13 protein-coding genes and 2 pseudogenes are annotated in these 12,711 nt (G+C 67.4%); 4 read left to right on the plus strand and 11 right to left on the minus strand.

The window, feature by feature from the left end; translation table 11 throughout:
- Positions 1-8: 8 nt before the first annotated feature.
- Together IPF36_RS22125 and czcI are read right to left on the minus strand one after the other, a co-directional pair.
- Positions 9-1,289, minus strand: a complete 1,281-nt coding sequence (locus IPF36_RS22125) for a TolC family protein (RefSeq protein WP_195430278.1) — start codon at positions 1,287-1,289, stop codon at positions 9-11.
- Between the two features lie 96 nt (positions 1,290-1,385).
- Positions 1,386-1,760 carry a cation efflux protein, CzcI family gene (gene czcI, locus IPF36_RS22130; protein WP_133095644.1) on the minus strand — a complete coding sequence of 125 codons (375 nt, stop codon included), beginning with the start codon at positions 1,758-1,760 and terminating at the stop codon, positions 1,386-1,388.
- A 245-nt stretch (positions 1,761-2,005) separates the two neighbouring features.
- On the opposite strand from czcI, the gene IPF36_RS22135 reads away from it, so the two are divergent.
- A complete protein-coding gene (locus IPF36_RS22135) occupies positions 2,006-2,392 on the plus strand; it encodes a hypothetical protein (RefSeq protein WP_135703292.1) in 387 nt (128 codons plus the stop codon).
- Between the two features lie 106 nt (positions 2,393-2,498).
- Here the strand turns inward: IPF36_RS22135 and IPF36_RS22140 are convergent, their stop codons facing one another.
- The 4 genes and pseudogenes from IPF36_RS22140 to IPF36_RS22155 form a co-directional block, all read right to left on the minus strand.
- Positions 2,499-2,702 (minus strand): zf-HC2 domain-containing protein, encoded by a 204-nt coding sequence (locus IPF36_RS22140; protein ID WP_133095642.1) that lies wholly within the window; start codon positions 2,700-2,702, stop codon positions 2,499-2,501.
- Between the two features lie 47 nt (positions 2,703-2,749).
- Positions 2,750-3,340 carry a sigma-70 family RNA polymerase sigma factor gene (locus IPF36_RS22145; protein ID WP_135703983.1) on the minus strand — a complete coding sequence of 197 codons (591 nt, stop codon included), beginning with the start codon at positions 3,338-3,340 and terminating at the stop codon, positions 2,750-2,752.
- A 66-nt stretch (positions 3,341-3,406) separates the two neighbouring features.
- Positions 3,407-4,438 (minus strand): annotated as a pseudogene (locus IPF36_RS22150) (AAA family ATPase); the annotation flags it as partial.
- Between the two features lie 48 nt (positions 4,439-4,486).
- The gene (locus IPF36_RS22155; protein ID WP_135703293.1) at positions 4,487-5,275 is read right to left on the minus strand and encodes a bifunctional 2-polyprenyl-6-hydroxyphenol methylase/3-demethylubiquinol 3-O-methyltransferase UbiG; all 789 of its coding nucleotides are present in this window, start codon (positions 5,273-5,275) and stop codon (positions 4,487-4,489) included.
- Between the two features lie 596 nt (positions 5,276-5,871).
- Here IPF36_RS22155 and IPF36_RS22160 point away from each other — a divergent pair.
- Both IPF36_RS22160 and IPF36_RS22165 read left to right on the plus strand, forming a co-directional pair.
- Positions 5,872-6,561 carry a helix-turn-helix transcriptional regulator gene (locus IPF36_RS22160; RefSeq protein ID WP_195430281.1) on the plus strand — a complete coding sequence of 230 codons (690 nt, stop codon included), beginning with the start codon at positions 5,872-5,874 and terminating at the stop codon, positions 6,559-6,561.
- A 55-nt stretch (positions 6,562-6,616) separates the two neighbouring features.
- Positions 6,617-7,123, plus strand: a complete 507-nt coding sequence (locus IPF36_RS22165; protein ID WP_135703295.1) for a hypothetical protein — start codon at positions 6,617-6,619, stop codon at positions 7,121-7,123.
- A 29-nt stretch (positions 7,124-7,152) separates the two neighbouring features.
- On the opposite strand, the pseudogene IPF36_RS22170 reads toward IPF36_RS22165, so the two are convergent.
- The 3 genes and pseudogenes from IPF36_RS22170 to IPF36_RS22180 form a co-directional block, all read right to left on the minus strand.
- A pseudogene (locus IPF36_RS22170) lies at positions 7,153-7,278 on the minus strand (LysR family transcriptional regulator); the annotation flags it as partial.
- 142 nt (positions 7,279-7,420) lie between these two features.
- A complete protein-coding gene (locus IPF36_RS22175; protein ID WP_195430284.1) occupies positions 7,421-8,506 on the minus strand; it encodes a Zn-dependent alcohol dehydrogenase in 1,086 nt (361 codons plus the stop codon).
- A gap of 108 nt (positions 8,507-8,614) precedes the next feature.
- On the minus strand, positions 8,615-10,279 hold the full coding sequence (locus IPF36_RS22180; RefSeq protein ID WP_135703297.1) for a phospholipase D family protein: 1,665 nt from the start codon (positions 10,277-10,279) through the stop codon (positions 8,615-8,617).
- A 371-nt stretch (positions 10,280-10,650) separates the two neighbouring features.
- On the opposite strand from IPF36_RS22180, the gene IPF36_RS22185 reads away from it, so the two are divergent.
- Positions 10,651-12,201 (plus strand): amino acid permease, encoded by a 1,551-nt coding sequence (locus IPF36_RS22185; RefSeq protein ID WP_195430287.1) that lies wholly within the window; start codon positions 10,651-10,653, stop codon positions 12,199-12,201.
- Here IPF36_RS22185 and IPF36_RS35125 read toward each other — a convergent pair.
- Entirely contained in the window at positions 12,093-12,449 is a 357-nt protein-coding gene (locus IPF36_RS35125) for a type II toxin-antitoxin system YafQ family toxin (RefSeq protein WP_135703299.1), read from the minus strand. The two genes, IPF36_RS22185 and IPF36_RS35125, sit on opposite strands and share 109 nt — an antisense overlap.
- Positions 12,436-12,702, minus strand: a complete 267-nt coding sequence (locus IPF36_RS22195) for a type II toxin-antitoxin system RelB/DinJ family antitoxin (protein ID WP_133095676.1) — start codon at positions 12,700-12,702, stop codon at positions 12,436-12,438. The genes IPF36_RS35125 and IPF36_RS22195 overlap by 14 nt, the downstream gene beginning before the upstream one ends.
- Between the last annotated feature and the right edge of the window lie 9 nt (positions 12,703-12,711).

Consider the following 12,711-nt stretch of genomic DNA (forward strand, 5'->3'; position numbering starts at 1 on the left):
CTTCCGTATCAGTGTCCGAGGATGCGATCGATGCTGGCGGCCGCGTCATAGGTGCGGGCCAGCACGTCCAGGTAGCGGATGCGCGCCTGGAACAGGGTGCGCTGGGCGTCCAGCACGTCGAGGAAATTGAATTTTCCGGCCGCGAACCCGCGCGAAGCGGCGGCATACGCCTGCTCCGCCGCCGGCAGCACCGAACCCTGCAGCGTCTGGGCCGCGGCGCGCGACACCGACAGCTGCGTCGACGCCTGCTGCAATTCATTGGCCAGCCGGATGCGGTTGGCGGCATGCACGTCCTGCGCGCGGTCGGCCCGGCGCAGCGCCGCGTACAGGTTGCCCTGGTTGCGGTCGAACAGCGGCAGCGGGATCGCCACGCCCAGCACGGCCATGTTGCGGTTGGCCTCGTTGTCGCGCTTGGCGCCGAGGCTGACGGTGACGTCGGGGTACTGGCGGCTGCGCGCCACCGCGGCTTCGGCGCGGCTGCGTTCGGCGGAGAGCCGGCTCGCGGCCAGCAACGGCGAATCTTCCAGCGCCGTTTCCAGCGCGGCGGGCGCGGGGCGCGACGGCAACGCGTCGAGGTCGCCCTGTGCCTGCGCGAAGCGCGGCGCGGCATTGCCCCACAGCGCGGCCAGCAACTGCCGTGCGGACTGCAGCGCGCCGGTGGCCTCGGCCAATTCCAGCTCGGCGTTGGCCTGCTCGACCTGTGCGCGCGTCGCTTCCAGCGGCGCCACCTTGCCGGCGGCGACTCGGCGCGAGGCAGCCTGCGCCGCGCGGCTGGCGATGCCGACCGAGCCCTCGGCCAGCTTGACGCGCTCCTGCGCCACCAGCACGCCGAAGAAGCGCGCGATCACCGCGGCGCGGAGTTCGGCGCGCACGCCGCCCAGCTCCGCCTGCGCCAGCTCGCGGCCGCGCTCGGCCACGCCGATGCGGGCGGCGCGCTTGCCACCGAGTTCGATCGGCACGTTGAACTGGCCGGTGGTCGAGCGCGTGGCGCGGCGCGTGTCTTCCATCGACACTGCCAGCTCGGGATTGGGGATCACGCGCGCCTGCGTCAGGTCGCCCTCGGTGGCATCCAGCTCCTTGCCGGCGGCGGACAGCGCGAAGCTGCCGGCTTCGGCCAGCGCCAGCGCGGCGTCCAGCGTCAGCGTGCCGGATGGCTCGCGTACGCCCGCGCCGTCCGCACTGGCGGCGTACGGCGAGGGTTGGATGGCGGATGGTGGCGTCTGGGCGACGCCGGCAAGCGGGCTGGTCAGTACGGCCGCCAGCCCCAGCGGCAGCAAAAGTCTTCGCATCGAATTGCACCAGGAAAGAAACCGGGAATTCGGCGAGACGCCTGAGTTCAGCGAATCAGGAAGAAGTCAGGGAAGCGGGTAGCGTCGTCTCGCCGGCTAAGCGAGACGGGGCCACTGCGGGCGGTCGGGCGCCCTGGCGCTGTGGGAGGAGAAGCCGGCCTGCCGCGGGGCCTGCGCCAGTTCAACGCGCTGGCTGGCCTGCACGCGCGGCCCGTCGGCCCGTGCGAACGGGACCGAGGCGACATGGCAGACGCCGCAGTCGGGATCGGCGATGCCCAGCTTGTCGACATCAGCGTCGGCCTTGGTTGCGGGCTGGCCGGCCTCGCCTTTCTGCTGGTGCTGGTGCTCGTGATGCCCCAGGTGCGCCTTGGCCGCCGCTGCCACCTCGTGCCGGCAATAGGCGGCCGCTCCCGCCCAGGCGAACTGGAGCGGCAGGATCAGCGCGAGGACGATGAGAAGCAGGCGTTGCATGTCGGGAATGGCAGTGAGCCGCAAGTTTAACCGAGGCCGGGCAGTGTTCACGCGGCGAGCCGATTACATTTGCGTCATGACGTAACGCGGCGCGCCAGCCGGCATCTATTTCAATTTATTTGAACGATTTGTCCATACTGCTCCCCGCTTATGCCCGACCAAGACTCCTATAGTTCGTTACATGAACGGCACGCACACACAGCAAGACGTTCTGCCAAATTCAACGAATAATACTGGAGAAAATCATGACCAAGACCGCCCGTTTCGCTTCCGCCCTGTTCCTGTCGCTGGCCGCCCTCGGCGCCGCGCACGCCGCTAGCGCAGCCGAACCGCTGCCCGGCGACAAGTATGGTTACGAGTTCCGCTCGCACGACGTCTTCACCGATGGTGCGCGCACGCTGGCCGCCGCCACGCTGCCTGGCGACAAGTACGGTTATGAGTTCCGTTCGCACGATGCCTTCACCGATGGCGCCCGCGCCGGCAAGCCCGATCCGTACGTGGACGGCGCCCGCACGGTGGCCGGCCTGGACCGCGGCGGCGTATCGGCAGCCCCGGCGCGCAGCTTCGACCCGTACAGCGAAGGCAGCCGCGTGGGTGGTTTCGATCCCTACGGCGAAGGTGCGCGTGCGTGATTGCCGCCGGTTTGCTCCCCTCTCCCACTTCGCGGGGGAGGGGAGCGTTTGCGAGAGACGTTGGCTTGCGTTCAGCACCTCGCGCACCTGATTGCGAGCAGTGGCCTCAATCCTCCCGCCCCATCCGCCGCATCGCCTCCCGCATGGTCCGCATCTGCGCGCTGAACACGGTGCAGGCTTCGCAGATCGCCAGGTGGCTGCGCATGCGCAGCCGTTCCACCCATGACAAGGGCTGGTCCAGGCCCTTCATGGTCAGGTGGTGAACCTCTTCGCAGTCCGGCAGCAGGCGGCGGGCGGGGCGGTCGGGCATGGTGGTTGCCGAGGGTTATGTGGACGAGATCGTTCGCAGGAGGCCGATCACCCCTTGCCGGTTGCGTCGCGGCGCCCGAACCAGTGCAGTTCCAGGCACGCGCGCAGCCGCATGCGGGCCCGGTACAGCATGGCCCATGCATTGGTCGCGCTGATCTGCAAGACCTGACAGATTTCTTCGGTATCCAGCTCCAGCCATTCCCGCATCATGAACAGCCGGCCCAGCCGCGGCGGCAGCCGGTCGACGCACAACTGCAGGATCTCGAAGAACTCGCGGCGCTCGAAGGCGCGCTCGGGGTCGCCCCAGTCGGAAGGCGGGTCCTGGTAGTGGCCGTTGCGCGTGAACAGCGCATCCAGCGCCTCCTGTTCGGACGGCACCTCGCCGTCCTCCGGCGCCACCAGCGCCAGCCGCACCTCGCGCCGGCCGCTGCGCAGGCTGTCGATCAGCTTGTGCTTGAGGATGCCGACCAGGTAGGTGCGCAGCGAGGACTGGCCGCCAAAGCGCTCCGGGTGCTCCAGCGCGGCCAGCAGCGTTTCCGACACGGCGTCTTCCGCCAGCCCCTCATCGCGCAGCTGCAGGCGCGCAAAGCGCAGCAGGTAGGGCCGTACAGCCTGCAGTTCGGCAGGATCGAGGCTCATGGGGCGCGTCAGCGGCGTTGGCAGATGCGCCATGATACCGCTGGCCCGCGCTTCACGGCATGCGCTTCAGTTCAGTCCCCGGAATTGCCCGCAAAGCCTGAACACGTCCTCGTTCAGCGGCACCTCCCGCGCGCGGGCATAGCGGGTGGCCAGCTTGAGCAGCTCCTTGATATCGCGCCCGCTGGCCTTCGGATAGGCCCGCAGCAGCGCCTCGACCAGCCCGTCGCCCAGCTCGGCGCCGAACTGCGCCGCCTGCAGCCGCCACAGGCGCCGCGCATCGACCTTGCCCGGCGTTTCGTAGTGGATGGTGGCGATGCAGCGCGACAGGATGGCATCGTCGACCTCGCCGATGCGGTTGGTGGTCATGAACAGCAGGCCGTTGAAGTACTCCAGCGTGCGCAGGAACTCGGCGACGATGGCGTTGTGCTCGAGGTCTTTGTCCCGGCAGCGGATACAGACGTCGGCCTCGTCCAGCAGCAGGATCGCGTTCCAGCGCATGGCGCGCTGCAGGATGCCGCCCAGGCTGGCGCCGGCCGACGCCGCCGTGGTGCCGAGCTGTCCCGAATGGACCCGGTACAGCGGCTTGCCTACGACTTCGGCATAGATCTCGGCGGTCAGCGTCTTGCCCAGTCCCGGCGCGCCCTGGCACAGGATGGTGGTGCCGCCCGACTTGCCGGCCACGAAGTCCGGCACCAGCACGTCCATGTGCGAGGTCAGGATATCGATCAGGTCGCGGTGGTGGTCGGGCAGCACCAGCTTGTCGCGCAACTCTGGCTGGTAGCGGTATTCGGTCAGGTGCTGCACATGCACCCGCAGGTTGCGGTGCCATTCCAGGTGGAAGAGATGCACGTAGCCGTGCAGCGGCACCGACTCGAAGCCCGCCTCCACCCCGGCCTCGCGCCAGAACGACGCATCGCAGCTCATCTCGAAACGGCGCGCGAGCCGTTCCTCGTCATTGACGCAGCGCGCCGCCACGCCATCGGGCACGCGCGTCGGCTCGGCCGCGCCCTTGGCGTCGAGCGACCACGCCGGCCCGCTGGCGACAAACTGCGCGCCGAAGCGCTGTTGGTAGCGCACGAAGCGCCGCGCGTGGTGTTCGAGGCCGTCTCCCGTGCAATTGCCGAGACGGCTCCCGATCGACAGGACTCAGCGTCCCGGCAATCTGTACGCGATGGTGCGGATGACACCACCGCTGTCGGGAACTTCGCAGAGAATCCGCGCGGACAGCACCTTCAGATTGAACGGCGGCGCGGTCAGCACGAGCCCGCTCGGTTGCGCCCCGAACAGGCGCAGGTGCGAGCCGATCGTCTTGTCGAGATTGGGCGTGAAGTTTGCGCTTTGTGGCAGGTACTCGGTCAGGATCAGGACCTTGTACGGCCCCAGCTTCGACAGCACGGTGGCGATGCGCGCATTGTCCAGATGGTCCAGCACCTGGCGCAGGAACACGATGTCGCCAGGAGGCAGCAGGTCGGTCGTGATGTCGACGCAGCGGAAGTCGACGTCAAGATCGGCGAACCTCGTGCGGTTCGACTGGATCGCCGCGTCCACCACGTCGCAGCCGATATAGCGTCCGCACACGGCGCGCAGGCGTTTGCCGACATTGAAGTCGCCGCAGCCCATGTCGACGACGGACGGCCGCTCCGGCATTGCCGTCAGGTACGCAGTCACCGCCTCGACATAGGGTTCGACGATCTTCGGGTCGTGGGAACTGCTGCCGCTATAGAACCCCGACTGGTCCTCGGCCACGCCCCAGGCGCCGGTTTCGTACACATGGGTGAAGATTTCGCCCAGCGACTTGCCTTCGTACAATGAGCTTTCCCTGCGTATCACACCGTCGCGGCGGAATTTCAGCAGCCACGCCGGCATGAATGGCTTCAAGCGTTGCTTGAATCGTTGCGCCAGCACGGAACCTGTGGGAGTGGCTGCCGTAGTCATATTGTCTCCTGTCTAGGGCCTGCTTCGGATGTTTCAGACTAGTAACAAGCATGAGCCGCTTCATCCCAAAGATTGATGACGTTTGTGCGGAAAGCCTCAGAACACGCGGCTAATCTCGGAGCAGAGTAAGCGCTGCGCCAGCACCGCCTTGACGTGAGCCCAAGTTCGGCCATTCTCGGCCGCTGATGGTGCGCTCCCACCTGGCGTAGAGTGGCTTGACCTCGAAGGAGCGACCATCGCGCCGCACTTAGGCTGCCATCGCTCTAACGGCGACTACTCACCTTGAAAAGGATTAAGTCTGCCCGCTCCTAGAAACCCTCACGATTGTCCAATCTTCGCCACCAGAGACAACTTGCCATTCAAGACACATCTGCTTTCCGCTGCAGGAAGGCACTATGAGCAAAGTCCTTGAATCCATCGTCGACGCAATCGGCAACACTCCGCTGGTCCGCCTGGATCGCCTAACCCTGTCCACAGATTTGTGGGAGTGATCGACCGGCGCAGGACTACGTGCGCGCGATGAAGCTATCTCGCACGTAATGGCCCCCGAGTTCGGCCATATACTCCGCCTTGCACCCTTCACCCGGAGCCGAACCATGGATTACACCCCCGGTATCAGCCAGCTGGCCGGCCTGCTCGCCGACCCCGGCCGCGCCGCCATGCTATGGGCGCTGATGGATGGCAGCGCGCGGCCCGCGGGCGAGCTGGCGCTGATCGCCGGCCTGTCGGCGTCGTCCACCAGCGGGCACCTGGCGCGGTTGACCGAGGGCGGGATGCTGGCGGTGGAGACGCGCGGGCGCAACCGGTATTACCGGCTGGCGGCGCCGGAGATTGGCGTGGCGATCGAGGCGCTGGCGTCGGCGTCGCTGGCCAGCCGGCCGCCGCGGCTGCGCGACGTGCCCGTGTCGCGCACCGCGCCGCCGGCGCTGCGGCAGGCGCGTACCTGCTACGACCACCTGGCCGGCGAACTGGCGGTGGGGTTGTTCGAGCGGATGACGCATAGCGGCTGGCTGGTGCTGGACGCGCAGCGCGTGGAGCTGAGCGGCGACGGCGCGCAGGCGCTGGCGGGACTGGGCATCGACATTGCTGCAGCGCGGCGCAAGCGGCGCCAGTTCGCCTGCACCTGCCCGGACTGGAGCGAGCGCAAACCCCACCTCGGCGGTGCGCTGGGCGCGGCGCTGCTGGGCAGCCTGCTGGAGCGCGGCTGGGTCGAGACTACGCGCAATTCGCGCGCGTTGCGCGTGACACCGGCGGGCCAACGCGAGATCATGCGCATCGCGGCATAGGTCGCGGCACTAATCGCGGCATGACCAAGCCGCACGGCACCACAGGAGATCCCGCATGGCCACACCACTGGACGACGACACGCAGGACGCGATCGCGCGTTTCTTCGCCCTGATCAACCTCGACGACAGCGCGCAGACGGCGGCGCAGCTGTCGATGTTCGAAGACGCGCTGCTTGACGCCGAGGACGACGACACCGACGGCGGCGAGCTGCTGTGGGTGGTGCGCGAAGTCATCGACTGGCAATCCGGCTTCTTTGTCGACTGGAAGGACTGCCAGTCCTTTATCGGCTGCCTGAACCAGCTGTGCGAGCGCATCGACCTGGAAATCGACTGGGGCACGGACGAGCCCGAGGAAGAGTCGTTCCTGGAAAGCACCAGCGTGCCCGAGCTGATGGAGCTGGCGCACAACCAGTTGCGCGTGGCCGGCTATACGCTGTGGAACTGGGATACCGGCGGCGACGCCTACGCCGGCTGGATCACGCGTAGCGAGGATGATGAAGAGATGCTGGACCTGGCCGAGCAGTTGCGCTTCGAGGTCCGGCCCGCGAACCAGCCCTACTGAGCCATCCACGGCGAACGCTGCGGCTGGCCCAACCGCGCCACGGCGGCGCTGGCGGAGGCTTTGGGCACTTGCGCGAGTTCGGCGCCTTGTGTGAAGCCGCCGCCTTCCACCACGCGGCAGAAGATTTCCCAGTCTTTCCAGTCGATGGTCTTCATGCGGGGGGAAGCTGGGATAGGGTTGGGGGCGGCTGCGGTGGGAGAGCGGCATTGTCCCACAGTGTGGACAATGGCACCGGTCGATGCAAGCAGCGCTCGGCAGCGGTCCCGCGCAACCCTGAGGCGATCGCTTACTTAACTCTTACTCGAACAGGATCACCGCTCGCGCCAGTTCGCCCCGGCGCAGTTCGTCAAAGGCATCGTTGATGCGCTCCAGCGGCAGGCGCTGCGCGATCAGCTGGTCCAGGTGCAGCCGGCCGGCCATGTAGAAATCGACCATGCGCGGCATGTCGACCGGGAAGCGGTTCGAGCCCATCAGCGAGCCCTGGATGCGCTTCTCACCGAGGAAGTCGCTGCCCTTCAGTTCGATCTTGACGCCCGGCGCGATCATGCCGATCACGGTGGCGGTGCCGCCGCGGCGCAGCATGGCAAAGGCCTGCTCGGTGGTCTGCTTCAGGCCGATGGCCTCGAAGGCGTGATGCACGCCGCCGCTGGTCAGCCCGCGCACGGCGTCGAGCACGTCGGCATTGCCGGCATCGATCACGTCGGTGGCGCCGAACTTGCGCGCCAGTTCCAGCTTGGCCGGCACCCGGTCGATCGCGATGATGCGGCCGGCGCCGGCAATCGCGGCACTGTTGACCGTGGCCAGGCCGATGCCGCCGCAGCCGATCACGGCCACGCTCTCGCCCGGCTGCACCCTGGCGGTATGGATGACCGCGCCCATGCCCGTGGTGACGGCGCAGCCGATCAGCGCGGCGCGGTCCAGCGGCATGTCGCGGCGGATCGCCACCAGCGCGTGCTCGTGGATCAGCATCTGCTCGGCAAAGGCCGACAGGTTCAGGAACTGGTTCATGGGTCCGCCCTGCCGCGCCATAAGCCGCGGCTCCTCGCCCTCGCGGCGGCGGGTGTCGGGCTCGATGCACAGCGACAGGTGCCCCGTCAGGCAATGCTCGCAATGGCCGCAGTACGCCGACAGGCAGGTGATGACGTGGTCGCCGGGCCTGACCGTGCGCACCTCGGCGCCAACCTGCTCGACCACGCCGGCGGCCTCGTGCCCCAGGATGGCCGGCATCGGGTAGGGATAGGCGCCGTCCAGGAAATGCAGGTCAGAGTGGCACACGCCCACGGCAGCGGTGCGCACCAGCACTTCGCGCGGGCCGGGCTTGCCGATGGCAACATCTTCGATCACGAGCGGGGTCTTGGGTTGATGCAGGACGGCGGCTTTCATAACGCTCCTTTGCGGCGGGCGTGCCGGGACGGCACGGTGCAATGAAGCGAAAAACCATAACCGCAAACGATGGTTCAGGAAAGGCGCGTCGGCGCCGTGCAGCGATGTTTACAACTCTTTCTTGATCGGGAGCACACGCAGTACACCGATGCCCAGATGCTGCAGTGCGCCCATGCCGGGCTCGCTGTCGTAGGTGGTGAGCTGACTGTTCTCGCGCGTGGTCCACGTCAGCCGCGCGTTGTTGCCGTCGGCATCGGTGCGCACGCCGACGCGGTAGGCCATGTCGAGCAGGCCGTCCTCGGTGGTCTTGATCATGCGCTCGGCCAGCGCCGGGCTGTCGAGCACGATGCCCATCTCGGTGTTCAATTTGGCCGAGCGCGGATCCATGTTGAGGGAGCCGATGAACACCAGGCGCCGGTCGACGATGTAGTTCTTGGCGTGCAGGCTGGCGCGGCTGGACGACAGCCAGGAGCGCGAGCGCGAACCCTTGGCGGCCTTGCCGCGCTGCGCCAGCTCGGCATAGGCGCTGGGCTTGAGTTCGTACAGCTCGATGCCGGCGGCCACCAGTGCCTCGCGGTGCGGGGCATAGCCCGCGTGCACGGCGCTGACGTCGGTGGCCGAGAAGGAATTGGTCAGGATGCGCACGCGGATGCCACGCTTTGCGATCGCGATCAGCCAGGCTTCGCCGTCATCGTCGGGGACGAAGTATGGGGAGATCAGCAGGACTTCCTTCTGCGCGCCGCTGATCATCTTCTCCAGCCGGGCGGTGGCATGGCCGGGATCGTCATGGGTCTGGTGGGTGATCTTGGCGGCCTTGTCGGAGACCACCGTAGCCTTGCCGGTGTAGGCCGGCATGCGGCCGCTTTCGATGCCCTTGGCCAGGCCCGAGTCGAGCAGTTCCTGCACGTACTGGCTGGCCTTGGCCTGGTCGCCGCGCGCCTCGAGGCGCTTGCGCAGGTTGCGCATTTCCACTGGCGCCTCCTTGCCCTCGGGGATCAGCGCCACCACCGGGTAGGAAGACTCGTCATTCCAGTATTCGTCAAAGACCGCGGATACCTGCGGCACGGCCGGGCCGGCGATCAGCACGTCGAGGTCGCTGAAATCCATGTCGGTGCGCGCGGAGAAGTAGGCATCGCCGATATTGCGCCCGCCCACCACCGACATCTGGTTGTCCACCGTCATCGACTTGTTATGCATGCGCCGGTCCAGCCGGCTGAAGTCCGCCAGCATTTCCAGCCAGCGCAGGCTGCGGTTGGCGAACGGGTTGAACAGGCGCACTTCGATATTGGGATGCGAATCGACCGCCGACAGGACCTTGTCTACCTCGCCGCCGGTGCGCAGGTCGTCGAGCAGCATGCGCACGCGCACGCCACGGTCGGCAGCGTCGATGATATCGCCCAGCACCGCGGCGCCGGTACCGGTCGGCTCGAGGATGTAGGTCTGCAGGTCAAGGCTGCGCTGCGCCGCGCGGGCCAGCGCCAGGCGCGCGGCCAGCGCATCGGGGCCTGACGAGAGCGGGTAGAACAGCGACTCGCCCGGGCGCTGCGCCAGGCGCGGGGCCAGCGCCTTGCCCAGCGGCGTGTCCGCGGCAGTGGCGGTGGCGGCCGGCGCGCTGGACGGCGGGCGCTGGGCCGATGCCGGCAGGCTTGCGCAACCGGTCAGCCCCATGGCCAGCGCCAGCGTCAGCGTGATCGCCAGCGGCAGCGCTGCCAGCGGTTGCGGCCGCTGGCGGCAGGTATCGGACGGATAGTGGCAGAAGAAAGTCTGGAACATCCATGGAGCTCCCTGCGCCGGAAAGGCGCCGGGCCGGGACGCGCGCTGCAGTCAACTCCATACAGACCGCATGTGGCGTGCCAGACCCCGCTATCACGACAATACACCGCGGCAACAGGTGACGGCAGCGGTGCCATTCCTTTCCAGGCGGGGTCGTTGTCCTACATGGCTTGTGCGCTGCGGCATGACTTGCGTTGGGTGGCGTCAAGTTTGCGGCTTTTCCTGCACTGCGTTTTCTCTTATGATCCCGCCGCGTAGCCAGTTGTATATACCGGCCGGTAGGCCGCCCCGGCGGAACCTCCGGCCGCGTTGCCTCCGCGGCCGATCCCCGGCATAGTTGCGCGCTTTTGCGCGTCCCGACCCAAGTCCCGATGTCCAGCCAACCTTCCATTTCCGGCGCGCCAGCGCCAACGCTGCGCCGCACGCTGCGCGCCCGCCATCTCACCATGATCGCCATCGGCGGCTCGATCGGCACCGGGCTGTTCGTGGCGTCGGGCGCCACCATCGCGCAGGCCGGGCCCGGCGGCGCGCTGGCCGCCTACATCCTGATCGGCGCGATGGTGTATTTCCTGATGACCAGCCTGGGCGAACTGGCCGCGTACATGCCGGTATCGGGATCGTTCGCCACCTACGGCGCGCGCTATGTCGACGAAGGCTTCGGCTTCGCGCTGGGCTGGAACTACTGGTACAACTGGGCGGTGACCATCGCGGTGGAACTGGCCGCGGCGCAGCTGGTGATGCTGTACTGGTTCCCCGACACGCCAGGCGTGCTGTGGAGCGCGCTGTTCCTCGGGCTGATGTTCGCGCTCAATGCCATCTCGGTGCGCGGCTTCGGCGAGGCCGAGTACTGGTGCGCGCTGGTCAAGGTGGTGACGGTGATCGCCTTCATCGGCATCGGCACGCTGATGATCTTCGGCATCCTGCGCGGCGACATGCCGGCCGCGAACGGCCTGGCCAACCTGACCCTTGGCGATGCGCCCTTCGTCGGCGGGCTGCCGGCGCTGATCGGCGTGGCCATGATCGCCGGCTTCTCGTTCCAGGGCACCGAGCTGATCGGCGTGGCCGCCGGCGAATCGGCCGACCCGGCGAAGAACATCCCGCGCGCGGTGCGGCAGGTGTTCTGGCGCATCCTGCTGTTCTATGTGCTGGCGATCCTGATCATCGGCATCCTGATCCCCTACACCGACCCCAGCCTGCTCAAGAGCGACGTGCAGACCGTGGGCGTGAGCCCGTTCACGCTGGTGTTCCGCCATGCCGGCCTGGCCTTTGCCGCCGGCGTGATGAATGCAGTGATCCTGACCGCGGTGCTGTCGGCCGGCAATTCCGGCATGTACGCCTCGACCCGGATGCTGTACAACCTCGCCACCGAGGGGCGCGCGCCGCGCATCTTCGCGCGGCTGACGCGCAACGGCGTGCCGCTGCTGGCGCTGCTGGCGACCACCGCGGTGGGCGCGCTGTGCTTCCTCACCTCGCTGTTCGAAAGCAAGTCCGTGTACCTGTGGCTGCTTAACCTGTCGGGCATGACCGGCTTCATCGCGTGGCTGGGCATCGCGGTCAGCCACTACCGCTTCCGCAAGGGCTTCGTCGCGCAGGGCCATGACCTGTCGCGCCTGCCCTACCGTTCGCCATTCTTTCCCTACGGACCGATCTTCGCCTTCGCACTGTGCCTGATCGTCACGCTGGGCCAGAACTACCAGGCCTTCACCAGCGGCAGGATCGACTGGGTCGGCGTGGCCGCCACCTATATCGGCATCCCGATCTTCCTCGCGATCTGGGCGGGCTACCGCATCGTGCGCAAGACCCGCTTCGTGCGCTATGCCGAGATGGAATTCCCCGCGCTGCCGGCCGGCGCCAATGGCGTGGCTACGCGCGCCGCGGTTCCGGTTCCGGTTCCGGTTCCGGTTCCGGTTCCGGGAGAATAGGGGCCAGTCCCGCGGATGGCACTGTGCCGCCCGTCCCCGGGCGGCCGCACGCTATGCTTGAGGCAGGCGCGCGGCGCGCCGACCAGGCCGTGGTCGCGGCATCGTGCAGGCAAGGCCTCGTCGCGCGCCAGCAATTCGATGGTGGCGGAAAGTTCGTTTTTCTGGCCCTGCAACGCCGACCGGTATGGGCCTTTCAATTCGCGTTTGTAGTCTCGTCTGAACTGGCTCGTCAGTTCATTCATCCTCATCGTTGAGATCCGCCATCAACGCCGCCACGGACCCGAATTTGCGCAGGCCGCCGGCCCGCGCTTCTTTCAGCGCGGCAATGGTTGCAGGGTTCGGAGTTATCAGCCCCGAAGGCAAAGCCTGCTCCAGCGCGATGCGGGTCAACAGCATGCGGACGGCGTCGGAAACGGTCAAACCCATTGCTTCCAGCACGGCCGCGGCCTCTTCCTTGATTTGCTGATCGATCCGGGCACGAACGAAAGTCGAGGCGGACATGGCAGGCTC

The sequence above is a fragment of the Cupriavidus sp. IK-TO18 genome, assembly GCF_015549295.1.
GTDB lineage: Bacteria > Pseudomonadota > Gammaproteobacteria > Burkholderiales > Burkholderiaceae > Cupriavidus > Cupriavidus oxalaticus_A.